Raw genomic sequence first — 25684 nt, forward strand, 5'->3', positions numbered from 1 at the left:
GCCAAAGGCATCAAGGTGATCGACGTCCGCGGCATCGAGAGCGTCGTGAAGGACATCCTGGCCCGCGGGGAGAAGATCTGATGGCCAAGCAGCAGGACATCCGCCCCATCATCAAGCTCCGCTCGACCGCCGGCACCGGGTACACGTACGTGACCCGCAAGAACCGTCGCAACAACCCCGACCGGCTCGTGCTGAAGAAGTACGACCCGGTGGTCCGCAAGCACGTCGATTTCCGCGAGGAGCGCTGACATGGCGAAGAAGAGCAAGATCGCGCGCAACCAGCAGCGCGCAGTGATCGTGGAGCGGTACCGCAACCAGCGGGCCGAGCTGAAGAAGGCCCTCGTCGACCCGGGCTCGAGCGACGAGCAGCGCGAGGCGGCCCGCATCGGTCTGCAGAAGCTCCCGCGCAACGCGTCGCCGGTGCGCCTGCGCAACCGCGACGCCATCGACGGGCGCCCCCGCGGCAACCTCAGCCGCTTCGGGATCTCCCGCGTCCGCTTCCGGGACATGGCACATCGCGGCGAATTGCCTGGTATCACGAAGTCAAGCTGGTAACTTGCTGTCGACCCGCGGCCGACCCGCCGTGGATCACAGACGTTCGACCCCCAGCCGCGACCTTCTGCGGCCGAACCGTCCGCAGGGAGGACACATATGGCATCGCTCAACCGCACCGATCTCGTCGCGGCCGTCGCCGCGGAGTCCGGGCAGAGCCAGGGCGCGGTGAACGGCGTGCTCGACGCGCTCTTCTCGACCCTCGCGAAGTCCGTCGCCGACGGCACCAAGGTCACGATCCCGGGGTGGCTCGCCGTCGAGCAGACCGCGCGCGCCGCTCGTACCGGCCGCAACCCGCAGACGGGTGAGCCGATCGAGATCGCCGCGAGCAAGGGCGTCAAGATCAGCGCCGGCAGCAAGCTCAAGGCGGCCGTCAAGTAGTTCCGCCGACGAACGCCCGCTCCCCACGGCTGTGGAGAGCGGGCGTTCTCGCGTTCCGGCGGTGCAGCGGAGACGGCCCTGCGGCGTACCCTCGATCCCGATGAACCGCGCCGCGCGGGTCGCGTCGCCGGCCCTTCTCGTCGTCACCGCGCTCGCGGCGGTCTTCGTGGCGCTCGCGATCGGTGGCGCGGCGCAGCCCGCCGGCGGCTACGACCCCGGCGTCGTGGTGCGCTACGGCCTGCCGGTCGTGATGCTCGTCGTCAACCTGTCCGTGTCGCTGACGCTCGGCACGCTGGCGCTGGCCGTCTTCGCCCTCTCCCCCGCGGACGCCCGCTGGAACCGGGCGCTCGACCTGGCCGCGGGCGCCGCCGGCGTCTGGACGGTGTCGTCGGCCGCTGCCGGCGTGCTCGCGTTCATCGACACCTTCCTCGTGCCGATCACGGATCCCCGGTTCGGCTCGCAGCTGCTCTACTACCTCACCTCGATCGCGCTCGGACAGTCCTGGCTGGCGACGACGCTCGCCGCTGCGCTGATCACCGTGCTGGCGATCGCCGTCCGCTCGCACACCGGCGCCGCGGTGCTCACCGCCGGAACCGTCGCTGCCCTCGTCCCCATGTCCCTGCAGGGTCACGCGGCCGCGGCGCCCGGCGACCACGAGACCGCGGTCACCGCCTTCGGCCTGCACATCGTGTTCGCCGCCCTCTGGCTCGGCGGCCTGCTCGCCCTCGTGCTGCTCGGCACCCGCGCGCACGGCGACGGCCTGCAGGCGCTCGTCCGCCGCTACTCGAGCATCGCCCTCGCCTGCTACGCCGTCGTGGCCCTCACCGGCGTCGTCTCCGCAGCGATCCGCCTCGGCAGCTGGGGCGCCCTGCTCACGCCCTACGGCGCCCTCATCATCGTCAAGTCGCTCGCCCTGCTCGCCGCCGGCGCGTTCGGCGCGCTCTACCGCACCGTGCTCATCCCCCGCCTCGACGGCGACCGCGCAGCCCGGGTGTTCTTCGGCATCGTCGCCGGCGAGCTCGTGGTGCTGGGCATCGCATCGGGCTTCGCTGCCGCGCTCAGCCTGTCCGCGCCACCCGACCTGCCCGTCAGCCCGCTGACGACCCCGGCGGAGATCCTCACCGGGCGTGCGCTCCCCCCGCCACCCGGCGTGGCGAGCGCCGTCACCCTGTGGCGGCCGGACCTGCTCTGGATCCTGCTCTGCGCGACCCTGCTCATCGGCTACCTCGCAGGCGTGGTCCGGCTGCACCGGCGGGGGGACCGCTGGCCCGTGCACCGCACCATCCTCTGGACCCTCGGCGTGGTGGTGCTCCTCTGGCTGACGAACGGGGCGCTCAACGCGTACGAGCAGGTGCTCTTCAGCGCCCACATGCTCCTGCACATGATGCTGACGATGCTCGTGCCGCTGCTGCTCGTGCCGGCCGCGCCCGTGACGCTCGCGCTCCGCGCTGTGCGGCGGCGCACCGACGGCACGCGAGGGGTGCGCGAATGGCTGCTGATCGGCGTGCACTCGCTTCCGGCGCGCATCCTCGCGAACCCCGTCGTCGCGGCCGTGCTGTTCGCCGGCTCGCTCGTCGTCTTCTACTACTCGCCGCTGTTCAGCTGGGCGACGACCGACCACGTGGGCCACGAGTGGATGACCGCTCACTTCCTCGCGACCGGGTACCTGTTCGTGCAGGCCCTGATCGGCGTCGATCCCGCCCCCGCGAAGGTCGCGTATCCGTTCCGCCTGCTGGTGCTGCTCGCGACCATGGCCTTCCACGCCTTCTTCGGGCTGTCGCTGCTGCAGGGGCAGAGCCTCCTGCTCGCGGACTGGTACGGCGCGATGGGCTGGGGCACGAGCGCCCTCGCCGACCAGCAGGCGGGCGGCGGCATCGCCTGGAGCGTCGGAGAGATCCCGACCCTCGTGCTCGCGGTGGCCGTCGCCGTGAGCTGGGCGCGCAGCGACGAGCGGGAGGGCCGCCGCAAGGACCGTGCGGCCGACCGCGACGGTGACCGCGATCTCGCGGCGTACAACGACATGCTGGCACGACTGGATCGCGGCCGGTCGTGACGGCCCTGGAGACCCCGGGAGCCGTCGTCGAGCTCACCGAGAAGCAGCGCCGGGTGGCGCAGGTCGTCGGTGAGGGCGGTGGCCACCTGCTCGTCACCGGCCGCGCGGGGACCGGCAAGTCGACGCTCCTCGAGCACATCGTGGCCACGACGGAGCGCCGCGTCGTCGTCTGCGCGCCGACGGGTGTCGCGGCGCTGAACGTGGGCGGGCAGACCATCCACTCGCTCTTCAAGCTGCCGATCGGCCTCATCGGTCCGACCCCCCTGGTGCAGGACCGGCCGCTGCAGAAGCTGCTGTCCGCGATCGACGTGCTGATCATCGACGAGATCTCGATGGTGAGCGCGGACCTGCTCGACGCGGTCGATCGGAGCCTTCGGCTGGCCCGCGCCCGCGATGAGCCCTTCGGCGGGGTCCAGGTCCTGCTGTTCGGCGACCCCTACCAGCTCGCGCCCGTGCCGGGCAGCGCAGAGGAGCGGGCCTACTACACGGACGTCTACCGCTCGATGTGGTTCTTCGACGCCAAGGTATGGGCTGAGACCGACCTCGGCATCGTCGAGCTCGACCTGATCCACCGGCAGCGGGATGAGGAGTTCCGCTCGCTGCTGACCGCGGTGCGCCACGGGCGGGTGACGGCCGAGATGGCCGCACGCCTCAACGCGGCCGGCGCCCGGCCACTGCCCGAGGACGCGCCGCTCACCCTCGCGAGCCGGAACGACACCGTCGCCGCCATCAACAAGGCCGCCCTCGCGAAGCTGCCGGGACGGGAGGCGGTGAGCCTGGCCGAGGTGGAGGGCGACTTCGGTGGCCGCACCTTCCCGGCGGACGAGGAGCTGCGGCTCAAGGAGGGCGCGCACGTGATGATGCTGCGCAACGACGGCGACGGCCGGTGGGTGAACGGGTCCATGGGCGTCGTCTCCCGCATCCGCCCGCGGCGGCTGACCGTCGAGATCGGCGGCGTCGATCATGACGTCGAACCGGTGAGCTGGGAGCGTCACCGGTACGCCTACTCCCCCGGGTCGAAGGAGCTGCGCCGCGAGGTCGTCGCGGAGTTCCGCCAGCTGCCCGTGCGCCTCGGCTGGGCCGTCACGATCCACAAGTCGCAGGGCAAGACCTTCGACGCGGCCCGGATCGACCTCGGTCGGCAGGCGTTCAGCCCCGGTCAGACCTACGTCGCGCTCAGCCGGCTGACCAGCCTCGACGGGCTCTACCTGACCCGGCCCCTCCGCCCGGGCGACGTGATCGTCGATCCGGACGTGCGCCGCTGGATGGGTGAACGCCGGGCCGCCGCCCGGGCGGCGGCCGAGGCGGCAGCTGCCGGCTAGTGGCCCATGCCCTGCATCGCCAGGGCCCCGACCGGCGTGGCACCGAGGCTGGCCACCGTGATGCCGGCGACCACGGCGGCCCCCGTGACCACGCCGCCGAGGTAGGACCACACGCCGGGCGGACGGGTGTCCGGCCGACGCCCTCGGCGGACGACGACCGCCAGGGCGGCGGCGCAGCCGAGGTCGAGCAGGGCCGCGCCGAGCATGGGGACGGCGGGTGCGCCTGCGACGGTGCCGCCGGCCGACACGGAGCCCATGTGGGCCATGGCGCCGGCGTTCAGCACGAGCGCCGCGACGACACCGACCACCGCGACGACGGCGACCGCGAGCGCGACGCGCGGCACGGGCACCTCCAGGCGGGCGAGCGCGGCCACACCCCATCCCACCTCGGCGACGCCGAGCACGACGAGGGGGACGAGCGTGGCGGGCGGAGCCCCCGCGGCGACGGCGAGGTGCACCAGCCCGGCGCCGAGCGCGCCGAGACCGAGCCAGGTGCGGATCAACGTCGCCACGGGGTTCGCTCCGTCCGCGCTGCTCAGGCCGCCGCCGCCGTGCGGGTGGTGTCCGCGCGCCGGTCGGCGCCGAGGCCCACGGCCAGCAGGACCACCGCGCTCGCGAGGTGCAGGAAGTGGTCCGGCGTGTTCAGCGAGAGGAAGTTGAGCCCCGAGTCGTGGTTCGCGGCGAGGAAGAAGCCGACGATGCCGAGCAGCAGGTAGACCGCGCCGATCGTCGTGTTCGTCGACTTCGCCGCGGCCGCGTTCGCGGTGCCGGCGATGACCAGAGCGATTCCGATCAGCAGGTGCGCGACGTTGTGCAGCGGGTTGACCTCGAAGATGCCGAGGATCAGGTTGCTCGAGCCGTTCCCGGGGCCTGCGAACGGGACGCCGCTGGTCCAGAAGAATCCGATCAGGCCGACGAGCAGGTACACGACGCCGAAGACGGTCGCGACGATCCGGTTGGGCGAGGCGCCGAAGCGGGTACCTCGGGCCGTGCCAGCTGTGGTGGACATGTGGGTTGTTGCCTCCTTCAAGGACACGGTCTGGGCCGTGCACGGTGGGGTTCGGACCGGGGAGCCGGTTCGGATTGCTCCCAAGGAACACCAATATGGCGGCAAGGATCAGATCACGGGTTGAAGGTTCGCTGGGGCTTCCCCCAGCCCGAACTGGGGGCCGCGAGGCGCTCCCGTCGTCGCCACCATGGAGGGCATCCGCTCGATCCGCCGAAGGGACACGATGACGGACGTCGACACCGCGACGACCGCGCCAGGCTGGTTTCCCGACCCCGAGCGGGTCGGCTCGACCCGCTTCTGGGACGGCACCGCGTGGACCGAGCACGTCAGGGGTGCGCCCGCGCGCTTCGCGCCGCCCGCGCCCGGTGCCCCGCCTGTGGCGCCTCCGCCCGGAGCGCCGTACAGCGCGACGCTCCCGCGGCTCGCGCCGCGGAGCAACGGGATGGCCTCGGCGGGCCTGAGCTTCGGGATCGTGTCGCTGCTCGCGAACGTCCTGCTGGTACCGACCGTCCTCGGCATCGCCTTCGGTGCGATCGGGATCGCCCGGGCTCCCCGCCGGGGCGGCGTCGGGCAGGCCCGCGCCATCGTCGGCATCGTGCTCTCCGCAGTCGGGATCGTCGCGGCCGGGGTGCAGCTCGCGGTGCTCATCCCGATCTTCGTGGGCATCCAGCACGGCGCCGTCGTCGGCGCCGTCAAGGCGAGCATCTCGGACCACGCCGCAAGCCAGGGCGTGGCCATCGCCTCCGTCGAGTGCGCACCGGGCGCGACCCTGTCGAGGGCAGGCGTCTTCGAATGCCTGGCCACGCGGACGTCCGGGACGCGGGACCTCGTCACCGTCACGGTGTCGCAGAGCGGCAGGTGGGACTGGACGTCCCCCACGCTCCGCTGACGCGGAAGCCCCGGGGACCTGGAAGCCCTGGAGCGGGCGACGGGAATCGAACCCGCACCACCAGCTTGGGAAGCTGGAGTTCTGCCATTGAACTACGCCCGCACGGCGCCCGAGTCGGACGCCGGGTAGCGATCGTACCGGAGACCTGCGGCGTTGGTAGGGTCGAGCCGTGCTGCTGTCGGACCGCGACATCCTGGCGGAGATCGAGCAGCGGCGGGTGGTCCTCGATCCATACGACGCCGGGCTGCTGCAACCCTCGAGCTTCGACGTGCGCCTCGACCGGCTGTTCCGGCTGTTCGACAACCACAAGTACGCGGTGATCGACCCGGCGGAGCACCAGCCGGAGCTGACGCGGCTGGTGGAGACCCGGGGTGACGAGCCGTTCATCCTGCACCCGGGGGAGTTCGTGCTCGGCTCCACGTACGAGCAGGTGACGCTGCCCGACGACATCGCGGCGCGCCTCGAGGGCAAGAGCTCGCTCGGGCGGCTCGGCCTGCTCACCCACTCGACGGCCGGGTTCGTGGATCCGGGATTCACGGGACACATCACGCTCGAGCTCTCGAACGTCGCGACGCTGCCCATCAAGCTGTGGCCGGGGATGAAGATCGGCCAGCTCTGCTTCTTCCGCCTCAGCTCGCCGGCGATGCGGCCGTACGGGTCGGGGGAGTACGCCTCGCGGTACCAGGGGCAGCGGGGTCCCACCGCGTCGCGCTCGTACCTCAACTTCCATCGCACGGATGTGCATCCGCCCGCCGACGCCTAGCCGCGCCGGTCCGCAGGGGGAGGGTCAGCGCGCGGCGGCCGCGAGTGCGGGCAGCTGCAGGGTCAGCCAGGGGCTGAACGCCCATGGAGCGGCCGCGACCGCGTCGGCGAGCCGCACCGGGTCGACCCAGCGGAACTCGGCGACCTCGTCGGGATCCGGCACCACGTCGTCGTTCGTGGCCGCCGTGTAGACCGGGCAGATCTCGTTCTCGACGATGCCCGCCGCGTCAGTGGCGATGTACCGGAAGCCGGGCACGGCGAGCTCGAGCGCCGTCACGGTGATACCGAGCTCCTCGAGCGCCCGGCGGCCGATCGCCTCGGCCATCGGCTCACCCGGTGCCGGATGCCCGCAGAACGAGTTCGTCCACACCCCCGGCCAGGTGCGCTTGCCGAGCGCGCGCCGCGTGACGAGCAGCCGGCCCGCGTCGTCGGAGAGGTGGCAGCTGAAGGCGAGGTGGAGGGGGGTGTCGGTGCTGTGGACCGTCGCCTTGTCGGCCGTCCCGATGGACGTCCCGTCGTCGGCGAGCAGGACGACCTGCTCGGGATGGTGCACCATTCGCCCCGCTGTACCCTTGGCTCCGTGAGCACCGACGGCGCCCCTCTTCGGGGGCACGGCGCTGCCTCGATGTCGAGACTAATCGCAGTCCCGGCGCGGGGGGTCGACTGACCGGTGGCGGCCACTCCGCTCGAGCGCTACGAGCGCGCCGCCTGGCGGTCCTCCGCCGTCGTCATCGCCGAGTACTCGACGTCGTTCGGGCTCGCGACCCGCATGCTGCCCCGCACCGCCCGCCGGCACATCCGCAACGTGTACGCCCTCGTGCGGCTCGCCGACGAGGTCGTCGACGGGGTCGCGGTCGAGTCCGGCCTGGGGCGCGACGAGGTCGCCGAGGCCCTCGACGCGCTCGAGGCCGACACCTACCGCGGCATGACCACCGGCTACTCCACCAATCTCGTCGTGCACGCGTTCGCCGCCACCGCGCGCGCCGTCGGTATCGACGACGGCGTCGTGCGGCCCTTCTTCACCTCCATGCGGATGGACCTCGACCACGCCGAGCACTCGCCGGAATCGTTCGCCACCTACGTGTACGGCTCCGCCGAGGTCGTCGGACTCATGTGCCTCAGGGCCTTCCTCGCGGAGGCGCCCCCACCGTCCGCCGCGCAGCTCGTCGTGCTGGAGACCGGCGCCCGCCGCCTCGGCGCCGCGTTCCAGAAGGTGAACTTCCTGCGGGACCTCGCCGCCGATTCGGGGAACCTCGGTCGGGTGTACTTCCCGGGCGTCGCGCCGACGAACCTCGATGAGGCGACGAAGCACGCGCTGCTCGACGACATCGACGCCGATCTCGACGCCGCCGCGGCCACGCTGCCGCTGCTCCGGTGGGGACCGAGACGTGCGGTCGCGCTCGCGCACGGCCTCTTCGCGGAGCTCGCCGAGCGGATCCGCCGCACGCCGGCCGACCGGCTCGTCACCACCCGGGTGCGGGTGCCCGATCGCGTGAAGCTGCGGCTCGCGGCGCTCGCCGCGGCCGACCGGCTGCCTAGGAAGCGATGAGCGAGCAGCGGGCCGTCGTGATCGGCGGCGGCATCAGCGGCCTCGCCACCGCCGCCCTGCTCGCGGAGGAGGGCTACGCGGTGACGGTGCTCGAGGCGCGGGATGTGCTCGGCGGCCGCGCGGGGGAGTGGCTCATCGACGGCTACCGCTTCGAGACGGGCCCCTCCTGGTACCTCATGCCCGAGGTCTTCGACCACTTCTTCCGTCTGCTCGGTACGACGGCCGCGGAGCAGCTCGACCTCGTGAAGCTGGACCCGGGGTACCGCGTCGTCTTCGAGCCGGAGCAGGGTCGTCCCGCCGAGGTCGTCGACGTGCTGGGCGACCGCGACCGCAACCTCGCCGTGGCCGAGCGCCTCGAGCCGGGTGCGGGCGCGCGCCTCGCGGCCCACCTCGACTCCGCGGCCTGGGTGTACGACATGGCGAAGCGGTTCTTCCTCTACACGACGTTCGCGGATCTGAAGCCGCTCGTCACCCGCGAGGTCCTGCGGGGGCTGCCGCGGCTGGTACCGATGCTCGCCCTGTCCCTGCACCGCTACGTGAGCCGCCGGTTCCGTGACCCGCGGCTCGCCCAGATCCTCCAGTACCCCGCCGTCTTCCTCGGCAGCTCTCCGTATGCCACGCCGGGCATGTACCACCTGATGAGCACCCTCGACTTCGAGGGCGGGGTGCTGTACCCGAGGGGCGGCATCAGCGCACTGATCGATGCGGTCCGGCGGCTGGCGGTGCAGCGGGGCGTACGGATCCGGACGGGGACCCCGGCCGAACGGATCCTCACCGACGGCGCCGTCGGAGCGAGGCCGAAGGTCACCGGGGTGCGGACCGAGGACGGCGAGACCCTCGCAGCCGACCTCGTCGTCGCCGCCATGGATCTCGAGGCCGCCGAGCGGCGCCTGCTGCCTCCGGCGCTGCGCACCTACGACGCCGACTGGTGGGAGCGGCGGACCCCGGGGCCGAGCGCCGTGCTCGTGCTGCTCGGCGTGCGCGGGGAGCTGCCGCAGCTGCTGCACCACACGCTGCTCTTCACCAAGGACTGGGACGCGAACTTCGCCGCGGTCATGCCGAAGCGCGGCGAGCCCGTCCCACCGCTTCCCGGGGAGCTCTCGCTCTACGTGTGCCGGCCGAGCGCCACCGACCACGTGGCACCGGCCGGGCACGAGAACCTGTTCGTGCTCGTGCCCGTGACGGCCGACCCCGGGATCGGCGCCGGCGGCGTCGACGGCACGGGGTCGCTTGAGGTCGAGCGGATCGCCGACGGGGCGATCGACCAGATCGGGGCCTGGCTCGACATCCCCGATCTCCGCGAGCGGATCGAGGTCCGTCGCACGATCGGACCCGCCGACTTCGCGAACGACCTCGCCGCCTGGCAGGGCACTGCGCTCGGCCCGGCCCACACGCTGGCCCAGAGCGCCCTCCTCCGCGCCGGGAACAGGAGCCGCCACGTCGACGGGCTGCTGTTCGCGGGCGGGTCCACGATCCCGGGCATCGGGCTCCCGATGTGCGTGATCAGCGCCGAGCTCGTGCTGAAGCGGCTGCGGGGCGACACCACCGCGGGCCCGCTGACGGAGCCGGCGGTCGTGCCCGTCGGATGAGCGTCCTCTACCTCGCGGCCCTCGTCGGCTCCATCGTCGGGCTGCTCCTGCTCGATGCGCGCTACACGCTCTTCGTGTTCGCGGCGCCGGTCCGCGCGCTCGTCGTGCTCACGGTCGGCGTCGTCGGGTTCATGCTGTGGGACGCCGCCGGGATCGCGCTCGGGATCTTCTTCGAGGGGAACCACCGCCTGCTGATCGGGGTCGACCTCGCCCACGAGCTGCCGCTCGAGGAGCTGTTCTTCCTCGTGCTGCTGTGCCTCACCGCGATGGAGTCCTTCGGCCTCGCCCGACGACTCCTCGGGCCGGGCGGACGCCGGTGACGACGTACCTGCTGCTCTCCCTCGCGGTGCTGGTGCCCGTCGCCGCGATCTCCCTGGTGGTGCTGCTGCGCGCCGGCCGTTCCGTGCTGGTGCCGGCCATCGGATCGGTCGTCGTGCTCGTCGTCGCCACCGCCGTGTTCGACTCGGTGATCGTCGGGACCGGCATCGTCGGCTACGACGCCACCCGCATCCTCGGCCTGCGGATCGGCGTCGCCCCGGTCGAGGACTTCGCCTATCCGGTCGCCGCCGGCCTCGCGCTGCCCGCCCTCTGGCACCTGCTCGGCCGCCGGCGGAGCCGCCCGTGATCAGGCAGCTGCTCACCGCGTCGCGGCCGGTGTCGTGGGTGAACACGGCGTACCCCTTCGCGCTCGCGCTCCTGCTGCTGCAGCACCCGGTCGACGTGCCCCTTCTCGTGATCGGCACCCTCTACTTCCTGGTGCCCTACAACCTCGCCATGTACGGCATCAACGACGTCTTCGACTACGAGTCGGATCTGCGGAACCCGCGGAAGGGCGGCGTCGAGGGCGCCGTGCTCGATCCGCGGTTCCACCGGCCGATCCTCGTGGCCGTCGTCGTCACGAACGTGCCGTTCCTCATCGCGCTCGTGGCCCTTGGCCGCCCCGCGTCATGGCCGGTGGTCGCCGTCTCGGTCTTCGCGGTCGTGGCGTACAGCGTCAAGGGGCTCCGGTTCAAGGAGCGCCCGGTGCTCGACTCGATCACCTCGAGCACGCACTTCGTCAGCCCCGCGGTGTACGCGGTGGCGCTGGCGGGCCGGGCGCCCGATGCCCGCACCGCCCTGCTTCTCGCCGCCTTCTTCTGCTGGGGGATGGCGAGCCACGCGTTCGGCGCGGTGCAGGACATCCCCGCCGACCGGGAGGCCGGCATCGGTTCCGTCGCGACGGCGGCCGGCGCCCGGCGGACCGTCATCGGGGCGTTCGTCCTCTACGCAGCGGCGGGCGTGCTCGCCGCGTGCTCCGGCTGGCCGACGGCGCTCGCCGGGATCGTCGCGCTGCCCTATCTCGCGATGTGCGCACCGTTCCTCGCGATCGACGACGCCTCCGCCGAGGGTGCGAACCGGGGCTGGCGCCGCTTCCTCGCCATCAACTACGTGGCCGGGTTCCTCGTCACGGTGCTCGCGATCGGGTCGGCCGCCCTCGCCTGACCTCGTGCAGCGGTGCTCCGCCCGGCGCGCAGAATGAGGGCATGCGCAGTGTGCGGCGGATCGAGCCGGGGCCGGGCCAGGAATCGGTCTGGGACTACCCGCGTCCGCCGCGGGTCGAGGCGACCGGCGATCGCATCCGCATCGAGTTCGGCGGAGCGACCGTCGTGGACACGACCGACGCGGTGCGGGTGCTCGAGACCAGCCATCCGCCGGTCTACTACGTGCCGAGGGGCGCGGTCGGCGCCGAGCTCTCGCCCGCGCCCGGGGCCAGCTTCTGCGAGTTCAAGGGGGCCGCGCGGTATCTCACGATCGCCGCGGGCGACCGCCGCGAGCAGGCCGCCGTCTGGTACTACCCCCACCCGTCGCCCGGCTACGAGGCGCTGGCGGGCCGCGTGGCCGTCTACCCGTCGCGGATGGACCGGTGCGAGGTCGCGGGGGAGACCGTGCGGCCGCAGGAGAGCGACTTCTACGGCGGATGGATCACGTCGAAGGTCGTCGGGCCGTTCAAGGGCGCCCCGGGGACGCTCGGGTGGTGACCCGTGCGCCGCGCCGTGTCGCGAGATCGCGGTGGACCGGGCAGAATCCCTGACTTGTGACCACCGAGCGCACCGACCTCGAGGTCGACCCCTCCGTCTGCTACCGGCACCGCGACCGGCACAGCTGGACCCTCTGCGCCCGCTGCGGGCGCACGATCTGCCCGGAGTGCCAGATCCCCGGCCCCGGCGGCGTGCGCTGCGCGCCCTGCGTCGCGGAGGAGGGCGGGCGCGTCACGTGGCAGCCCGTCGGTGGTCCCGGGCCGAAGCCGGTGCGCCGCCGCCCCACCCGATCCGTGCGGCTGCCGTCCTGGCTGACCACGGACGACGCACCCGTGAGCCGCATCGTGCTCGTCGTGTCCGTGCTGCTCTGGGTCGCCGGGTTCTTCACCGGGAACCTGCCGTTCGGCCTGCTCGCCGCCGCCCCCGGATCGGGCACCGGCTGGCAGCTGTGGCGCTTCGTCACAGCCCCGCTGGTCTCGCCGGCGGCGTTCGACGGGCTCACGATCGTGGCCTTCCTGCTGCAGGCGGTGTTCTGGGTGCTGTCGGCGCCGCAGGCGGAGCGGATGCTGGGCAGGCGCCGATTCGCGGAGCTGCTCGTCGCCGCCACCGTGGTGGGGACGGCCGCTGCTGTGCTCGCGGGTCAGTACGCCTACGGGCTCTTCGGGCCCCTGTTCGGCTCCTTCGCCGCGGTGCTCGTCCTCGTCTGGCACGAGGCCTCCGTGCGGAACCGCTTCCTGGTGATGATCGGCGTGAACCTGCTGCTCATCCTCGTGCTGTCGCGCGGGATCGGGCTGCCGTGCGTGATCGGCGCCATGATCGCCGGCGCGGGGCTGACCGCGCTCCACGCCAGGGCGGCGGAGCGCCCGCTCAGGCGCCCGTGGAGCCCGCAGCTGATCGTCGGTGCGGGATCCGCGGTGCTCGTCCTGCTCGCCGCCTTCGCCGCCGGCTGACCGGGGCCGCCTTCAGTCCGCGCCGGCGCCGCGCACGGGCACGAGCAGCACGAGGCCCACGGCCAGCACGAGCACGATGCCGAGGATCCCGGACGCCTGGTCGCCGGTGAGCTGGATGAACAGCGCGAAGAGCGCGGGCGCGAGGAACGTCGCGACCCGGCCGGTCGTGGCGTAGAGCCCGAAGAGCTCGCCCTCGCGGGACACCGGAGCGAGCCGGGCGAGCAGCGACCGGCTCGCCGACTGGGCCGGCCCCACGAAGCAGCAGAGCACCAGGCCGCCGATCCAGAAGGCCGTCGTGCCCGCGCCGTGCGCGAGGAAGACGGCGACGCCGGCGGCGACGAGCCCGACGAGGGAGACGAGGATCACGGGCTTCGGCCCGAACCGGTCGTCGAAGCGGCCGGACAGCAGCGTCGAGACCCCGGCGACGACGTTCGCGGCCACGCCGAAGATCAGCACCTGCCCGAACGTGAACCCGAACACGGTCGAGGCGATGACGGCGCCGAAGGTGAAGACGCCGGTCAGTCCGTCGCGGAAGACCGCGGACGCGACGAGGAAGCCGAGCAGGTTGCGGTCGTCGCGCCAGAGGCCGGCGATGTCCGCCCCGAGCTTGCGGTAGGCGGCGAGCACACCGCGCCGGGGAAGGCCGGGCGCGGGTGGCACGTCGGGGACCGCGAGCAGCACGGGGATCGCGAACACGGCGGTCCACACGGCGCAGATCACCGCGCAGATCCGGATGTCGAGGCCGCCGTCGTCCGGAACGCCGAGCAGCTGCGGCCCCTGCGGGATGAGCGTGACGTACAGGATCAGCAGCAGCAGGATGCCGCCCAGGTACCCGCTCGCCCATCCGAAGGCGCTGACCCGGCCGATGGTGCGGGGCGTGGAGATCGTGAGCAGCATCGCGTTGTAGTTGACCGTCGCGATCTCGTACGCGACGGTGCCGACGCACACCAGCACGACACCGGGCACGAAGAACGGGGGAGCGGCGACGACGAACGACATCGCGAGCATGGCGACGACCACGACGACGGTCCCGAGCGCGACCCCGCGCCGGCGGCGGCCGGTGGCGTCGGCCCGCTGGCCGAGCACGGGGGCGAGCACGGCGACGACGAGCCCCGCGATGGCGAGCCCGAGACCGAGTCCGCTCGACAGCGACGACTTCGCGACCGTGAAGGCCGCGGTCCCGCGCGGCACGGCGGCGTCGACGAAGCGGTCGCCCGTCAGGTAGACCGTGAATACGAAGGTCGTGATGACCGCGTTGAACGCGGCACCGCCCCAGTCCCATGCGGCCCAGGCCAGCACGCGTCGTCGGGTCGCGGGCGCCTGCGCCACCACGGTCATCGCGCCAGCGTAGGGGCGGTCGTGCCGTGGCCGCCCACCCCCGTTCCGGGCGGTCAGCCGGTGGTGCCCGGGCCCGGCTGAGCCGTCCCGTCGGCCGGCCTGCCATGCGGATCGCCGTCGGGCTCGGCCGTCTCGTCGAGCACGACGAGCGGGGTGCCGGGGGTGATCAGCAGGTGTGCCGCCGTGCCGCGACCGTGGCCGGACACGGCACGGAGCCAGGGGTCCCCGCCGGTGAGCGCCGCCTCGATCCGGCGGCGGATGTCCGCCGACTCGGCCTCGGGGATCGTGAACTCGCGACCCCCGTAGACGAGGCGCACTCGACGCATCAGGCCTCCCTGCCGGGATCGGGCGGCTCGGGGACGATGTGCAGACCGGCCGAGGAGTTGGCCGTCTGCAGCAGCACCTCGACCCAGGCGCGGTTGATCACGGGCTGCTTGCCGCCGAAGTACTTGAAGACGAGCGGCAGGGCCGGATGCAGCCAGATGGTGGTGCGGCCGTCGCCGACCGCGGCGTCATCCCGCCAGGTGAAGGCGAAGGACTCGCCGCGGCGCAGCTTGGTCGCGATCACCATCTGCAGGTGCGCGAGCAGCCGGTCGTCGAAGTCCACCACGACGGTCGAGTCGTACGTCAGCTTGCCCATGGCGCTCCGCTCCCGTCGTGCCTCACCTTTGCAGGATTCGAGGGCAAGTCAAGGGAGGGGGCGGCCGAGGGCAGGCCCTGCCTCGGTCCGGGAAGGACCCGGTCCCGCTGAGAGTTGAGTATCAGTGGCTCAACTTCTGCCCTCAGGATTCGACAGCGGATCGTCCGGGCCGTAAGGTTGAGTCGTCGGGACGCAAGTCCGCTCGACGGAGCGCCCCGCCCCAGACCCCCACATCGAAGGAGAACAACCCCATGGCTCGTGCCGTAGGCATCGACCTCGGAACCACCAACTCGGTGGTGTCCGTGCTCGAGGGCGGCGACCCGGTGGTCATCGCGAACGCGGAGGGCTTCCGCACCACCCCCTCGGTCGTCGCGTTCACGAAGGACGGTGACGTGCTCGTCGGCGAGACCGCGAAGCGCCAGGCCGTCACCAACGTCGACCGCACCATCTCGTCGGTCAAGCGCCACATGGGCACCGACTGGACGACGTCCATCGACGGCAAGAAGTACACGCCGCAGGAGATCTCGGCGCGGATCCTCGGCAAGCTGAAGCGCGACGCCGAGCAGTACCTGGGCGACACGGTCACCGACGCCGTCATCACGGTGCCGGCGTACTTCAACGACGCCGAGCGCCAGGCCACGAAGGACGCCGGCGAGATCGCCGGCCTCAACGTCCTCCGCATCATCAACGAGCCCACGGCGGCGGCGCTCGCCTACGGCCTCGACAAGGGCCGTGAGGACGAGCTGATCCTCGTCTTCGACCTCGGTGGCGGCACGTTCGACGTGTCCCTCCTCGAGGTCGGCAAGGACGAGGGCTTCTCGACGATCCAGGTGCGTGCCACCGCCGGTGACAACCGGCTCGGCGGCGACGACTGGGACCAGCGCGTCGTCCAGCACCTCATCAAGAAGTTCAAGGAGACCACCGGCGTCGACGTCTCGAAGGACAAGATCGCGCTGCAGCGCCTCAAGGAGGCCGCCGAGCAGGCGAAGAAGGAGCTGTCGAGCTCGACCTCGACGTCGATCCAGCTGCCCTACCTGTCCCTCACCGAGAACGGTCCCGCGAACCTCGACGAGACCCTCACCCGGGCCCAGTTCGAGAACCTCACGTCGGACCTGCTCGACCGGACCAAGAAGCCGTTCAACGACGTCATCAGCGAGGCCGGCATCAAGGTGTCCGACATCGCGCACGTCGTGCTCGTCGGCGGGTCGACGCGCATGCCGGCCGTCAGCGAGCTGGTGAAGCAGCTCACGGGCGGCAAGGAGCCGAACAAGAGCGTGAACCCCGACGAGGTCGTCGCCGTCGGGGCGGCCCTGCAGGCCGGTGTCCTGAAGGGCGAGCGCAAGGACGTCCTCCTGATCGACGTCACGCCGCTGTCCCTCGGCATCGAGACCAAGGGCGGCATCATGACGAAGCTCATCGACCGCAACACGGCCATCCCGACCAAGCGGAGCGAGACCTTCACGACCGCCGACGACAACCAGCCGTCGGTCGCGATCCAGGTGTTCCAGGGCGAGCGCGAGTTCACCAGGGACAACAAGAACCTGGGCACGTTCGAGCTCACCGGCATCGCACCGGCGCCCCGCGGCATCCCGCAGATCGAGGTCACCTTCGACATCGACGCGAACGGCATCGTGCACGTGTCCGCGAAGGACAAGGGCACGGGCAAGGAGCAGTCGATGACGATCACGGGCGGCTCGAGCCTGCCGAAGGACGACATCGAGCGCATGGTCCGCGAGGCCGAGGAGCACGCCGCGGAGGACAAGCGGCGTCGTGAGGCGGCCGAGGTGCGCAACTCCGCGGAGCAGCTCGTCTACTCGATCGAGAAGCTCATCAAGGAGAACGACGACAAGCTGCCCGCAGACGTGAAGGACGAGGTGCAGGCCGACGTCGACGGGCTGAAGTCGGCGCTCGCCGGCAGCGACGACGACGCGGTGAAGACCGCGTTCGACAAGCTGTCGCAGAGCCAGACGAAGCTCGGGCAGGCGATCTACTCGCAGTCGCAGGCCGGCGAGGCCCCAGCGGGTGAGCAGCAGCCCGGTGCCCAGAGCGCGTCGTCCGGGTCGTCGTCCGACGACGACATCGTCGACGCCGAGGTGATCGACGAGGACGGCGCCGCCCGATGACCGATCCTGAGGACACGAACGAGGGGGTGCCCGGCCAAGAGCCGGGTACCCCGGACGACGGGTTCGTCGCCGCCGAGGGGCCGGACGTGGAAGCCCCCACCGAAGGTGAGGGCGTGTCCTTCTCCGACGCCGACCAGGCGTTCCTCGACGGGCTGTCCGCTCCCGAGGCCCCTCCCGGAACCGACCAGGCCGCCGAGCACCTCGCCGATCTGCGCCGGGTGACCGCGGAGTACGCCAACTACCGCCGTCGCGTGGAGCGCGAGCGGGTCGTGGAGCGGGAGCGCGCCGTCGGCGACGCCGCCCGCGCCATCCTGCCGGTGCTCGACGACCTCGACCGGGCCGAGGCCCACGGCGACCTCGCCGAGGGCGGCCCGTTCACCACGATCGCGCAGAAGCTCCGCGGGGCCGTCGGCAAGCTCGGTCTCGTCCCGTTCGGGGAGAGCGGGCAGCTGTTCGACCCGCGCGAGCACGACGCGATCTTCCAGCGCGAGAACCCGGCGGTCGACAAGGCCACGGTGTCGGACGTCGTCGAGCGGGGCTACCGCATCGGTGACACGGTCCTGCGCCCGGCCAAGGTCGTCGTCGACACCCCCGCCTCGTAGCCATGGCCAGTCAGGACTGGTTCGAGAAGGACTTCTACAAGATCCTCGGCGTCGACAAGTCGGTCTCCCAGCCGGACCTGAAGAAGGCGTACCGCAGGCTCGCGCGGCAGTTCCACCCGGATTCGAACTCCGGTGACACCACGGCCGAGTCGCGGTTCAAGGAGATCAGCGAGGCGTACAGCGTGCTCTCCGACGAGGAGCAGCGGCGCGAGTACGACCAGATCCGGGCGATGGGCTCGGGTGCGCGGTTCACCGCCGCCGGCCCGGGCCAGGCCGGGTTCGAGGACGTCTTCGGCTCGATGTTCGGTGGAGGCGCCCGGGGCCGCTCCCGGGGCGGCTTCGAGGACCTCCTCGGCGGCCTGTTCAGTCCAGGAGGCACAGCCGGCAACGGCGGCGGGTTCGGGCAGACGAGCGGCGGGTTCCGCGGCTTCGGTGGCCCGACGCCCGGGCGCGACGTCACGGCCGCGGTCACCATCGACTTCACGACGGCGACGCAGGGCGACACCCTGACGCTGTCGGGCGGTGGCGGCAAGCCGATCACCGTGCGCATCCCGCCGGGCGTCGTCGACGGGCAGAAGCTGAAGCTCAAGGGCAAGGGCGAACCGAGCCCCGACGGCGGCGAGGCCGGCGATCTCGTGCTCACGGTCAACGTGTCGAAGCACCCGGTCTTCGAGCGCGACGGGTTGAACCTGAAGGTGAACGTTCCGGTCACCTTCGCGGAGGCCGCGCTCGGCGCGACCATCGAGGTGCCGACGCTCGGCGGTGACCCGGTGCGGATGAAGCTGGCACCCGGCACGTCGAGCGGCCGGGTGCTGCGCCTGAAGGGGCGCGGCGTCGCCACCCCGAAGGGCATCGGCGACCTGCTCGCCCGCGTCGAGGTGGCGGTGCCGAGCCACCTGACCGCGGCCCAGAAGGAGGCGCTCGAGGCCTTCACGGCGTCGGGGCCGGCCGAGAACCCGCGGAACGACCTTCTCGCGAAGGCGCGCGGATGATGGAGATGAGCGCCGACGATCCGGTCTTCGCGATCGCGGTCGCGGCGGATCTCGCCGGCATGCACCCGCAGACGCTGCGCCAGTACGACCGGCTCGGTCTGGTGTCGCCGCGGCGCACCGCCGGCAAGTCCCGCCGGTACTCGCTCCGCGAGGTGGCGCAGCTCCGCGAGGTGCAGCGGCTCTCGGGGGAGGGCGTCTCCCTCGAGGGCATCCGCCGCATCCTGGAGCTGGAGAACGAGGTCGTCGGCCTCCGTGCGCGGGTGCGGGAGCTCGAATCGGCCCTCGCCACCGAGCTGCTCAACCGCCCGGGCTCCCGGGTCTTCGCCTCCACCGCGGACGGCGACGTCGTGCCGCTCCGGCACGGAGTGCGCGCCATCCGCCGGAACGAGCTCGTCGTCTGGCGGCCCCGTCAACCGGAACAAAGCTGAGTCGCGGCGACTCAATTCAATCGACCACTCAATTCATCGAGGAGGCAGCGTGGCGAACATGCGAGGGGCGGCCGCCCCGCAGGACGACACCGGCAGCGCGCTGAAGCGCTACGGCATCAACCTCACCGAGATCGCCCGGGCCGGCAAGCTGGACCCGGTGATCGGTCGCGACGCCGAGATCCGCCGGGTCAGCCAGGTGCTGACCCGCCGCACCAAGAACAACCCCGTGCTCATCGGCGAGCCGGGCGTCGGCAAGACCGCCGTCGTCGAGGGACTCGCTCAGCGGATCGTCGCCGGCGACGTCGCCGACTCCCTGAAGGACAAGCAGCTCGTGTCGCTCGACCTGGCCGCGCTCGTCGCCGGGGCGAAGTACCGCGGCGAGTTCGAGGAGCGGTTGAAGGCCGTGCTGAAGGAGATCAACGACTCCGACGGTCGCATCATCACGTTCATCGACGAGCTCCACACGCTCATGGGTGCTGGCGGCGGCGAAGGCAGCGTGGCTGCCGCGAACATGCTGAAGCCGATGCTCGCCCGCGGCGAGCTGCGGATGATCGGCGCGACGACGCTCAACGAGTACCGCGAGTACATCGAGAAGGACGCCGCGCTCGAACGCCGCTTCCAGCAGGTCTTCGTCGGCGAGCCGACCGTCGAGGACACCGTCGCGATCCTCCGCGGTCTGAAGGAGCGCTACGAGGCGCACCACAAGGTCGCCATCGCCGACTCCGCCCTCGTTGCGGCGGCTGCGCTCTCCAACCGCTACATCACCGCCCGGCAGCTGCCCGACAAGGCGATCGACCTCATCGACGAGGCCGCGAGCCGGCTCCGGATGGAGATCGACTCCGCGCCGATGGAGATCGACGAGCTGCGCCGCGCCGTCGACCGGCTCCGGCTCGAGGAGCTCGCGCTGAAGCGCGAGAAGGACGAGGCGTCGAAGGACCGGCTGGCGAAGCTGCGTGAGGACCTCGCAGGTCGCGAGGCGACCCTCAGCGGGCTCGAGGCGCGGTGGGAGCGGGAGCGCGCGGACCTCAACCGCGTCGGCAACCTGAAGGAGAAGGTCGACTCGCTGCGCATGCGCGCCGAGCGCGCCGCCCGCGAGGGCAACCTCGAGGAGGCCTCGCGACTGCTCTACGGCGAGATCCCGGCCATCGAGCGCGAGCTCGCGGCCGCCGAGCAGGCCGAGGAGCACCCGGGCGAGCAGCGGATGGTGAACGACCAGGTCACCGACGAGGACATCGCCGCCGTGGTGGCGCAATGGACCGGCATCCCGGTGGGGAGGCTTCTCCAGGGCGAGACGCAGAAGCTGCTGCGCCTCGAGAGCGAGCTCGGCCGCCGGCTGATCGGTCAGCACACGGCCGTGCGGGCCGTCGCCGACGCCGTGCGCCGCACCCGTGCCGGCATCGCCGACGCGGGACGGCCGACCGGCTCGTTCCTCTTCCTCGGCCCCACGGGAGTCGGGAAGACGGAGCTGGCGCGCGCGCTCGCGGAGTTCCTCTTCGACGACGAGCGGGCGATGGTGCGCATCGACATGAGCGAGTACGGGGAGAAGTTCTCCGTCTCGCGCCTCGTCGGTGCCCCTCCCGGGTACGTCGGCTACGAGCAGGGCGGTCAGCTGACCGAGGCCGTCCGGCGTCGGCCGTACTCCGTCGTGCTGCTCGACGAGATCGAGAAGGCGCACCCCGAGGTGTTCGACGTGCTGCTGCAGGTGCTCGACGACGGCCGGCTCACGGACGGGCAGGGCCGCACGGTGGACTTCCGCAACACGATCCTCGTGCTGACGTCGAACCTCGGCAGTCAGTACCTCGTCGATCCGTCCATCTCGAACGAGCAGAAGGAGGAGGCGGTGCAGGCGCTCGTGCGTCAGGCGTTCAAGCCGGAGTTCATCAACCGGCTCGACGACATCGTCGTCTTCCAGATGCTCACCGAGACGGAGCTGGGCGAGATCGTAGAGCTCTACATCGACCGACTCGGCCGCCGGCTCGCCGGCCGACGCCTCGAGCTCGCGGTGACGCCCGCAGCGCGCCGGTGGCTCGCGGAGCGCGGCTACGACCCGATGTACGGCGCCCGGCCCTTGCGTCGGCTGATGCAGCGGGAGATCGACGACCGCCTGGCCAGGTCGCTGCTGGCGGGCGAGGTCCGCGACGGTGACACCGTCCGCGTCGACGTCTCGCCCATCGGCGACGAGCTCATGGTCGGCCGCTTTCAGGTTCCGGTCAGCGATCTCTGAGCGCGGCCGCCGCGGATTCACCACACTCGAGGGGTGAGCGACCCCCAGGAGCACGTCCGCGCGACCGGCGACGACCGACAGGCCTCCTGGCTGCGGCTGCTGGTCGCGTTCGCCGCCGGGGCAGCGGCGACGACCTCCGTGCTGCTGGCCGGCGGCGACTCGTTCGCGTTCGACGTCGGCTGGGTGGTGCTGTGCGCCGTCTACCTGCTGTGGGTGTGGCTCAAGATCGGCCGGATGGACGCGGAGGCGACCTCCGACCACGCCACGAGGGAGACGCCGAACCGCAGCATCAGCGACGTGCTCCTCGTCGCCGCCGCGGTCGCGAGCCTCGTCGCCGTCGTTGTGGTGCTGTCGGAGGCGAAGCAGGCGCCGGGGGCGGGGAAGGAGCTGCTGTCCCTGCTCGGGGTGCTGAGCGTGGCGATCTCCTGGTTCCTCGTGCACACGCTCTTCAGCCTGCGGTACGCGGTGCTCTACTACACGGGCGACGACGGCGGGATCTCGTTCAACCAGAAGCAGCCGCCCCGCTACCTCGACTTCGCGTACTTCGCCTTCACGATCGGCATGACCTTCCAGGTGTCGGACACCGACATCACCGCCCCCGCGGTGCGCGCAACGGCGCTGCGCCACGCCCTGCTCGCCTACCTCTTCGGTGCGGTCGTGATCGCGTCGACGGTCAACCTCATCGCGAACATCGCGGGGTGAACGCGTCCGGAACGCGCCCGTCACCGGCCCTCCCCGGGAGCCGGGACGGGTGCGCCGAGCGCGCGGCTCAGGCGTCGACGACGACGAGCTCCTCGAGGGGGAGCCGGGTGCGCGGAGCGAGCTCACGGGAGCGGTAGCGCTCCGGGAGCTGCTCGGCCGGCGCTGCGGCGCCGATCGCGTTCACGCTGATCGGGACCGCGCCCTCCGGCAGGTCGAAGGCGAGCGCCAGTGCCTCGGCGTCGAAGCCGCCCATCGGGTGCACGTGGAGACCGAGCGCGTGCGCCTGCACGGTGAGGTGGGCGATCGCCTGGCCGGCGTCGTACTCGGCCCAGCGGTACGGGGTGCCCTTCTCGTCCTCCGTCAGCGCGATCGCGACGACGAACAGGGAGGCGTTCGGCGCCCACGGCCGGTTGCCCTCCGAGAGGGCGTCCGTCACGGCCTGGAACGCCTCGCTGCCCCGGCGGGCGACGATGAAGCGGCGCGGCTGGAAGTTCGCGGCCGACGGCGCCCAGCGTGCGGCTTCGAGCAGGGCGGTGACCGCCTCGTCGGAGAGAACGAACTCGGGGTCGAACGACCGCGGTGACCACCGCTCGGCCAGCAGCTCGTGGATGGGCGTGGCCGTCTCGGCGCGCCGGGAATCGGTGAGGAGCGTCATTCCGCTGTGTTCCTTCCGGGTGGTGGATCCAGGACGACGCTCCATTGCGTCTGACACGTCAACCAGTACGCGCCCGGGGCTGTTCCCGATCGGGCTCGCGGTTCCGACGACGTACGCTCGATGATCGTGCAGGCGACCCTCATCCACGCTCCCCGCGACATCCGCGTCGAGACGGTGCCGGATCCCGTGCTGTCGACGGGCGGCGACGCCGTCGTGCGCGTCGTGGCGGCGTGCGTATGCGGCTCCGACCTCTGGCCCTACCGCGGCGTCGTGCCCACGAAGCACCCGCACCGCATCGGGCACGAGTTCGTGGGCGTGGTCGAGCAGGTCGGGGCCGACGTCGAGCGGATCCGGGTCGGCGACTTCGTGATCGCCCCGTTCTACGACTGCGACATGACCTGCGCCAACTGCGTGAACGGCGTGAGCACCTCCTGCCTCCACGGCGGATGGTGGGGCGCCGAGGACCGGATGGGCGGCTTCGCGGACGGCGGCCAGGGCGAGCGCGTGCGCGTGCCGCATGCCGACGGCACCCTCGTCGCGGTGCCCGGCGGTGAGCCGGCGCCCGAGCTGGTGCCGCACCTCCTGACGCTCTCCGACGTGATGGGCACCGGCCACCACGCCGCCCACGCGGCCGGGGTGACCCGGGGGACGACGGTCGTCGTCGTGGGCGACGGCGCGGTCGGCCTCTGCGCGGTCCTCGCCGCGAAGCGGCTGGGGGCGTCCCGCATCGTCGCGATGTCGCGGCACGAGTCGCGGCAGCGTCTCGCGACGGAGTTCGGCGCGACCGACCTCGTCGCGGAGCGCGGCAACGAGGGCATCGAGCGCATCAAGGCGCTCTTCGACGGCATCGGCCCGGATGCAGTGCTCGAGTGCGTCGGCACGAAGGAGTCGATGGACCAGGCCATCCGATCGGCCCGGCCGGGCGGCGTCGTCGGCTACGTCGGCGTGCCGAACGGGGGTGCGGAGCTGCCCATCCGGACGATGTTCAACGCCAACGTGGGCGTACGCGGCGGCGTGGCGCCGGTGCGCAACTACGTCGAGGAGCTGCTGCCCGAGGTGCTGGACGGCCGCATCCGTCCCGGGCTCGTGTTCGACCTCGAGCTGCCCCTCGCGGAGGCGGCCGAGGCCTACGCCGCGATGGACGAGCGGCGCGCGATCAAGGTTCTGCTCCGTCCGTGACCGCATGGCCGAACGGTAGGCGCCGGGGCCCGACGCGGCCCCTCGCGGGGCGTCACGGAGCGCAACATCGGTGCGCCGGCGACGGACCGCTGCCTACCGTGGCCGCATGCCCACGCCCCTGCATGCCACCTCCGACGACCAGCTGAAGTTCGCCTACTGGGTCCCGAACGTGTCCGGCGGTCTCGTGACCTCCGACATCGAGCAGCGGACCTCGTGGGACTACGACTACAACGTCCGCCTCGCCCGCGCCGCCGAGGCCAACGGCTTCGACTACGCGCTGTCGCAGGTGCGGTACACGGCCTCCTACGGCGCGGAGCAGCAGCACGAGTCGACCTCGTTCTCCCTCGGCCTGCTGCTCGCCACAGAACGGCTGAAGGTGATCGCTGCCGTGCACCCGGGCCTCTGGCATCCGGCCGTGCTGGCGAAATGGCTCATCACCGCCGACCACCTCTCCCACGGCCGCGCGGCCGTCAACGTCGTCTCGGGCTGGTTCAAGGACGAGTTCACGGGGCTCGGGGAGCCGTGGCTCGAGCACGACGAGCGGTACCGCCGCAGTGCGGAGTTCATCCGGGTGCTCCGCGGCCTCTTCACCGAGCAGGAGTTCACGCTGCTCGGCGACTTCTACCGGATCCACGACTTCACCTTGAAGCCGGGGCCCTACCGCACCGAGGGGCACGAGTACCCCGAGATCTTCCAAGGCGGCAACTCGACGGCGGGGCGGAGGAACGGCGGCGAGGTCGCCGACTGGTACTTCAGCAACGGCAAGGACTTCGCCGGGTTCGACGAGCAGTACGTGGAGGTCAACGGCTACGCGGCGGCCGCCGGCCGGCAGGGGGCGGTGCGATTCGGCCTGAACGGCTTCGTCATCGCCCGCGACACCGAGGCGGAGGCGCGCGACACCCTCGAGGAGATCGTCGCGAAGGCGAATCCGGACGCGGTGGAGGGCTTCCGGCAGGCGGTGCAGCAGGCAGGCGCATCGACGAAGGACGGGAAGGGGATGTGGGCGGACTCGACGCTGCGTGACCTCGTGCAGTACAACGACGGCTTCCGCACCGGCCTCATCGGTACCCCGGAGCAGGTCGCGACCCGCATCGTCGAGTTCAAGAAGCACGGGGTGGACCTGTTCCTGCTCGGCTTCCTGCACTTCATCGAGGAGGTCGAGTACTTCGGGGCGAACGTGCTCCCGATCGTGCGGGAGCTCGAGGCCGAGGCGGTGCGCCGAGGGGAGCTCGCACCCGTCTGACGCTCAGCGCTCTCCGGGTGGGTGCCCGTCCCCTCTCCAGCAGCACGGAGTCTCCTCGAGGTCGGCGGGCAGCGCCGGACCGGGAGGGCAGGACATGAGCGACGACGGAGACGACCGCCCGGGCTTCGCGAGACGGGATCATCAGAAGGTGGCGCTCGGCTTCGGGATCGTGTTCCTGCTCGTGGGGATCGCCGGCTTTCTCCCCGGCCTGACGACGGGCACCTTGAGCTTCGCCGGCCCGATGTCGGGTGCGAAGCTGCTCGGCCTGTTCCAGGTCTCCGTGCTGCACAACGTCGTGCACCTGCTCTACGGGATCGTCGGGATCGTGGCGGCCGGAAACGGCACGCTCGCCCGCTTCTACCTGATCTGGGGCGGCGTGCTCTACCTGGTCCTGTGGATCTACGGGCTCATCGTCGAGGGCACGACGAGCGGGGCGAACTTCGTGCCGCTCAACGATCCCGACAACTGGCTCCACTTCGGGCTC

Annotated in this window: 30 protein-coding genes, 1 tRNA gene and 1 pseudogene; 24 read left to right on the forward strand and 8 right to left on the reverse strand. The window is 71.8% G+C overall.

From position 1 onward, the window contains the following. The 6 genes and pseudogenes from JWQ92_RS03325 to JWQ92_RS03350 all read left to right on the forward strand — a co-directional run. Positions 1–81, forward strand: a pseudogene (locus JWQ92_RS03325) (50S ribosomal protein L28); the annotation flags it as partial. Further along, positions 78–248 carry a 50S ribosomal protein L33 gene (gene rpmG, locus JWQ92_RS03330; protein WP_206737238.1) on the forward strand — a complete coding sequence of 57 codons (171 nt, stop codon included), beginning with the start codon at positions 78–80 and terminating at the stop codon, positions 246–248. The pseudogene JWQ92_RS03325 and the gene rpmG, both read left to right, overlap by 4 nt. Position 249: 1 nt before the next feature. Next, positions 250–555: a 30S ribosomal protein S14 gene (rpsN, locus tag JWQ92_RS03335; protein ID WP_297343041.1), complete on the forward strand. Its 306-nt coding sequence runs from the start codon at positions 250–252 to the stop codon at positions 553–555. Between the two features lie 96 nt (positions 556–651). Then, on the forward strand, positions 652–933 hold the full coding sequence (locus JWQ92_RS03340; protein WP_297343042.1) for an HU family DNA-binding protein: 282 nt from the start codon (positions 652–654) through the stop codon (positions 931–933). Positions 934–1033: 100 nt separating this feature from the next. After that, entirely contained in the window at positions 1034–2986 is a 1953-nt protein-coding gene (locus JWQ92_RS03345; protein ID WP_297343043.1) for a cytochrome c oxidase assembly protein, read from the forward strand. Beyond that, entirely contained in the window at positions 2983–4308 is a 1326-nt protein-coding gene (locus JWQ92_RS03350) for an ATP-dependent RecD-like DNA helicase (RefSeq protein WP_297343044.1), read from the forward strand. Before JWQ92_RS03345 ends, JWQ92_RS03350 begins: the two co-directional genes overlap by 4 nt. On the opposite strand, the gene JWQ92_RS03355 is transcribed toward JWQ92_RS03350, so the two are convergent. Continuing rightward, positions 4305–4820 (reverse strand): hypothetical protein, encoded by a 516-nt coding sequence (locus JWQ92_RS03355; protein ID WP_297343045.1) that lies wholly within the window; start codon positions 4818–4820, stop codon positions 4305–4307. The two genes, JWQ92_RS03350 and JWQ92_RS03355, sit on opposite strands and share 4 nt — an antisense overlap. A 23-nt stretch (positions 4821–4843) precedes the next feature. Further along, positions 4844–5317 carry a DUF4383 domain-containing protein gene (locus tag JWQ92_RS03360; protein ID WP_297343046.1) on the reverse strand — a complete coding sequence of 158 codons (474 nt, stop codon included), beginning with the start codon at positions 5315–5317 and terminating at the stop codon, positions 4844–4846. Between the two features lie 223 nt (positions 5318–5540). On the opposite strand from JWQ92_RS03360, the gene JWQ92_RS03365 reads away from it, so the two are divergent. Then, entirely contained in the window at positions 5541–6206 is a 666-nt protein-coding gene (locus tag JWQ92_RS03365; protein ID WP_297343047.1) for a DUF2510 domain-containing protein, read from the forward strand. A gap of 28 nt (positions 6207–6234) precedes the next feature. Here JWQ92_RS03365 and JWQ92_RS03370 read toward each other — a convergent pair. After that, positions 6235–6308 (reverse strand) — tRNA-Gly (locus tag JWQ92_RS03370). Between the two features lie 67 nt (positions 6309–6375). On the opposite strand from JWQ92_RS03370, the gene dcd reads away from it, so the two are divergent. Further along, complete coding sequence (gene dcd, locus JWQ92_RS03375; RefSeq protein WP_297343048.1) at positions 6376–6969, forward strand: dCTP deaminase; 594 nt, start codon at positions 6376–6378, stop codon at positions 6967–6969. Between the two features lie 24 nt (positions 6970–6993). On the opposite strand, the gene idi is transcribed toward dcd, so the two are convergent. Next, a complete protein-coding gene (idi, locus tag JWQ92_RS03380; RefSeq protein WP_297343049.1) occupies positions 6994–7524 on the reverse strand; it encodes an isopentenyl-diphosphate Delta-isomerase in 531 nt (176 codons plus the stop codon). 114 nt (positions 7525–7638) lie between these two features. Here idi and JWQ92_RS03385 point away from each other — a divergent pair, with 114 nt between their 5' ends. The 7 genes from JWQ92_RS03385 to JWQ92_RS03415 are packed head-to-tail and all read left to right on the forward strand — an operon-like array spanning position 7639 to position 13074. After that, entirely contained in the window at positions 7639–8517 is an 879-nt protein-coding gene (locus tag JWQ92_RS03385) for a squalene/phytoene synthase family protein (protein WP_297343050.1), read from the forward strand. Then, a complete protein-coding gene (gene crtI / locus JWQ92_RS03390) occupies positions 8514–10106 on the forward strand; it encodes a phytoene desaturase family protein (RefSeq protein ID WP_297343051.1) in 1593 nt (530 codons plus the stop codon). The genes JWQ92_RS03385 and crtI overlap by 4 nt, the downstream gene beginning before the upstream one ends. Then, positions 10103–10426 (forward strand): lycopene cyclase domain-containing protein, encoded by a 324-nt coding sequence (locus tag JWQ92_RS03395; RefSeq protein WP_297343052.1) that lies wholly within the window; start codon positions 10103–10105, stop codon positions 10424–10426. Before crtI ends, JWQ92_RS03395 begins: the two co-directional genes overlap by 4 nt. Further along, on the forward strand, positions 10423–10731 hold the full coding sequence (locus JWQ92_RS03400; RefSeq protein WP_297343053.1) for a lycopene cyclase domain-containing protein: 309 nt from the start codon (positions 10423–10425) through the stop codon (positions 10729–10731). The genes JWQ92_RS03395 and JWQ92_RS03400 overlap by 4 nt, the downstream gene beginning before the upstream one ends. Further along, complete coding sequence (locus JWQ92_RS03405; protein WP_297343054.1) at positions 10728–11588, forward strand: prenyltransferase; 861 nt, start codon at positions 10728–10730, stop codon at positions 11586–11588. Before JWQ92_RS03400 ends, JWQ92_RS03405 begins: the two co-directional genes overlap by 4 nt. Before the next feature lie 41 nt (positions 11589–11629). Continuing rightward, complete coding sequence (locus JWQ92_RS03410; RefSeq protein WP_297343055.1) at positions 11630–12124, forward strand: DUF427 domain-containing protein; 495 nt, start codon at positions 11630–11632, stop codon at positions 12122–12124. Between the two features lie 56 nt (positions 12125–12180). After that, on the forward strand, positions 12181–13074 hold the full coding sequence (locus tag JWQ92_RS03415; protein WP_297343056.1) for a rhomboid family intramembrane serine protease: 894 nt from the start codon (positions 12181–12183) through the stop codon (positions 13072–13074). A 12-nt stretch (positions 13075–13086) separates the two neighbouring features. Here the strand turns inward: JWQ92_RS03415 and JWQ92_RS03420 are convergent, their stop codons facing one another. The 3 genes from JWQ92_RS03420 to JWQ92_RS03430 are packed head-to-tail and all read right to left on the reverse strand — an operon-like array spanning position 13087 to position 15052. Beyond that, on the reverse strand, positions 13087–14412 hold the full coding sequence (locus JWQ92_RS03420) for an MFS transporter (RefSeq protein ID WP_297343057.1): 1326 nt from the start codon (positions 14410–14412) through the stop codon (positions 13087–13089). A gap of 53 nt (positions 14413–14465) precedes the next feature. Next, entirely contained in the window at positions 14466–14738 is a 273-nt protein-coding gene (locus JWQ92_RS03425) for a hypothetical protein (RefSeq protein WP_297343058.1), read from the reverse strand. Next, positions 14738–15052: an ATP-dependent DNA ligase gene (locus tag JWQ92_RS03430; protein ID WP_297343059.1), complete on the reverse strand. Its 315-nt coding sequence runs from the start codon at positions 15050–15052 to the stop codon at positions 14738–14740. Before JWQ92_RS03430 ends, JWQ92_RS03425 begins: the two co-directional genes overlap by 1 nt. Positions 15053–15303: 251 nt before the next feature. Here JWQ92_RS03430 and dnaK point away from each other — a divergent pair, with 251 nt between their 5' ends. From dnaK to JWQ92_RS03460, 6 genes are read left to right on the forward strand one after another with little or no spacing between them, the layout of a single operon-like run. Continuing rightward, entirely contained in the window at positions 15304–17175 is a 1872-nt protein-coding gene (dnaK, locus tag JWQ92_RS03435) for a molecular chaperone DnaK (RefSeq protein ID WP_297343060.1), read from the forward strand. Then, positions 17172–17777, forward strand: coding sequence for a nucleotide exchange factor GrpE (locus tag JWQ92_RS03440; protein WP_297343061.1), 606 nt, complete (start codon positions 17172–17174; stop codon positions 17775–17777). Before dnaK ends, JWQ92_RS03440 begins: the two co-directional genes overlap by 4 nt. A gap of 2 nt (positions 17778–17779) precedes the next feature. Beyond that, positions 17780–18769, forward strand: a complete 990-nt coding sequence (locus JWQ92_RS03445; RefSeq protein ID WP_297343062.1) for a DnaJ C-terminal domain-containing protein — start codon at positions 17780–17782, stop codon at positions 18767–18769. After that, positions 18766–19197, forward strand: a complete 432-nt coding sequence (locus JWQ92_RS03450; RefSeq protein WP_297343063.1) for a MerR family transcriptional regulator — start codon at positions 18766–18768, stop codon at positions 19195–19197. Before JWQ92_RS03445 ends, JWQ92_RS03450 begins: the two co-directional genes overlap by 4 nt. A 58-nt stretch (positions 19198–19255) precedes the next feature. Then, positions 19256–21421 (forward strand): AAA family ATPase, encoded by a 2166-nt coding sequence (locus tag JWQ92_RS03455; protein WP_297343069.1) that lies wholly within the window; start codon positions 19256–19258, stop codon positions 21419–21421. A 33-nt stretch (positions 21422–21454) separates the two neighbouring features. Continuing rightward, positions 21455–22123 (forward strand): DUF1345 domain-containing protein, encoded by a 669-nt coding sequence (locus tag JWQ92_RS03460; protein ID WP_297343064.1) that lies wholly within the window; start codon positions 21455–21457, stop codon positions 22121–22123. A 67-nt stretch (positions 22124–22190) separates the two neighbouring features. Here JWQ92_RS03460 and JWQ92_RS03465 read toward each other — a convergent pair whose 3' ends face one another. Further along, the gene (locus JWQ92_RS03465; RefSeq protein WP_297343065.1) at positions 22191–22778 is read right to left on the reverse strand and encodes a nitroreductase family protein; all 588 of its coding nucleotides are present in this window, start codon (positions 22776–22778) and stop codon (positions 22191–22193) included. A gap of 126 nt (positions 22779–22904) precedes the next feature. Here JWQ92_RS03465 and JWQ92_RS03470 point away from each other — a divergent pair, with 126 nt between their 5' ends. The 3 genes from JWQ92_RS03470 to JWQ92_RS03480 all read left to right on the forward strand — a co-directional run. Beyond that, positions 22905–23957 (forward strand): zinc-binding dehydrogenase, encoded by a 1053-nt coding sequence (locus tag JWQ92_RS03470; protein WP_297343066.1) that lies wholly within the window; start codon positions 22905–22907, stop codon positions 23955–23957. Between the two features lie 106 nt (positions 23958–24063). Beyond that, the gene (sfnG, locus tag JWQ92_RS03475) at positions 24064–25200 is read left to right on the forward strand and encodes a dimethylsulfone monooxygenase SfnG (RefSeq protein WP_297343067.1); all 1137 of its coding nucleotides are present in this window, start codon (positions 24064–24066) and stop codon (positions 25198–25200) included. Positions 25201–25294: 94 nt separating this feature from the next. Beyond that, positions 25295–25684, forward strand: a 390-nt coding sequence (locus tag JWQ92_RS03480; protein ID WP_297343068.1) for a DUF4383 domain-containing protein, incomplete at its 3' end; no start/stop codon positions are given.

The organism is Amnibacterium sp., from assembly GCF_025463795.1.
Taxonomy (GTDB): Bacteria; Actinomycetota; Actinomycetes; order Actinomycetales; family Microbacteriaceae; genus Amnibacterium.

Coding starts and splice junctions, on each gene's coding strand:
- JWQ92_RS03430 (WP_297343059.1), bottom strand. CDS start 15,052: ATGGGCAAGCTGACGTACGACTCGACCGTCGTGGTGGACTTCGACGAC.
- JWQ92_RS03465 (WP_297343065.1), bottom strand. CDS start 22,778: ATGACGCTCCTCACCGATTCCCGGCGCGCCGAGACGGCCACGCCCATC.
- dnaK (WP_297343060.1), top strand. CDS start 15,304: ATGGCTCGTGCCGTAGGCATCGACCTCGGAACCACCAACTCGGTGGTG.
- JWQ92_RS03450 (WP_297343063.1), top strand. CDS start 18,766: ATGATGGAGATGAGCGCCGACGATCCGGTCTTCGCGATCGCGGTCGCG.
- rpsN (WP_297343041.1), top strand. CDS start 250: ATGGCGAAGAAGAGCAAGATCGCGCGCAACCAGCAGCGCGCAGTGATC.
- JWQ92_RS03445 (WP_297343062.1), top strand. CDS start 17,780: ATGGCCAGTCAGGACTGGTTCGAGAAGGACTTCTACAAGATCCTCGGC.
- JWQ92_RS03360 (WP_297343046.1), bottom strand. CDS start 5,317: ATGTCCACCACAGCTGGCACGGCCCGAGGTACCCGCTTCGGCGCCTCG.
- JWQ92_RS03455 (WP_297343069.1), top strand. CDS start 19,256: ATGCGAGGGGCGGCCGCCCCGCAGGACGACACCGGCAGCGCGCTGAAG.
- JWQ92_RS03365 (WP_297343047.1), top strand. CDS start 5,541: ATGACGGACGTCGACACCGCGACGACCGCGCCAGGCTGGTTTCCCGAC.
- sfnG (WP_297343067.1), top strand. CDS start 24,064: ATGCCCACGCCCCTGCATGCCACCTCCGACGACCAGCTGAAGTTCGCC.
- crtI (WP_297343051.1), top strand. CDS start 8,514: ATGAGCGAGCAGCGGGCCGTCGTGATCGGCGGCGGCATCAGCGGCCTC.
- idi (WP_297343049.1), bottom strand. CDS start 7,524: ATGGTGCACCATCCCGAGCAGGTCGTCCTGCTCGCCGACGACGGGACG.
- JWQ92_RS03420 (WP_297343057.1), bottom strand. CDS start 14,412: ATGACCGTGGTGGCGCAGGCGCCCGCGACCCGACGACGCGTGCTGGCC.
- JWQ92_RS03345 (WP_297343043.1), top strand. CDS start 1,034: ATGAACCGCGCCGCGCGGGTCGCGTCGCCGGCCCTTCTCGTCGTCACC.
- JWQ92_RS03410 (WP_297343055.1), top strand. CDS start 11,630: ATGCGCAGTGTGCGGCGGATCGAGCCGGGGCCGGGCCAGGAATCGGTC.
- JWQ92_RS03395 (WP_297343052.1), top strand. CDS start 10,103: ATGAGCGTCCTCTACCTCGCGGCCCTCGTCGGCTCCATCGTCGGGCTG.
- JWQ92_RS03440 (WP_297343061.1), top strand. CDS start 17,172: ATGACCGATCCTGAGGACACGAACGAGGGGGTGCCCGGCCAAGAGCCG.
- JWQ92_RS03340 (WP_297343042.1), top strand. CDS start 652: ATGGCATCGCTCAACCGCACCGATCTCGTCGCGGCCGTCGCCGCGGAG.
- JWQ92_RS03425 (WP_297343058.1), bottom strand. CDS start 14,738: ATGCGTCGAGTGCGCCTCGTCTACGGGGGTCGCGAGTTCACGATCCCC.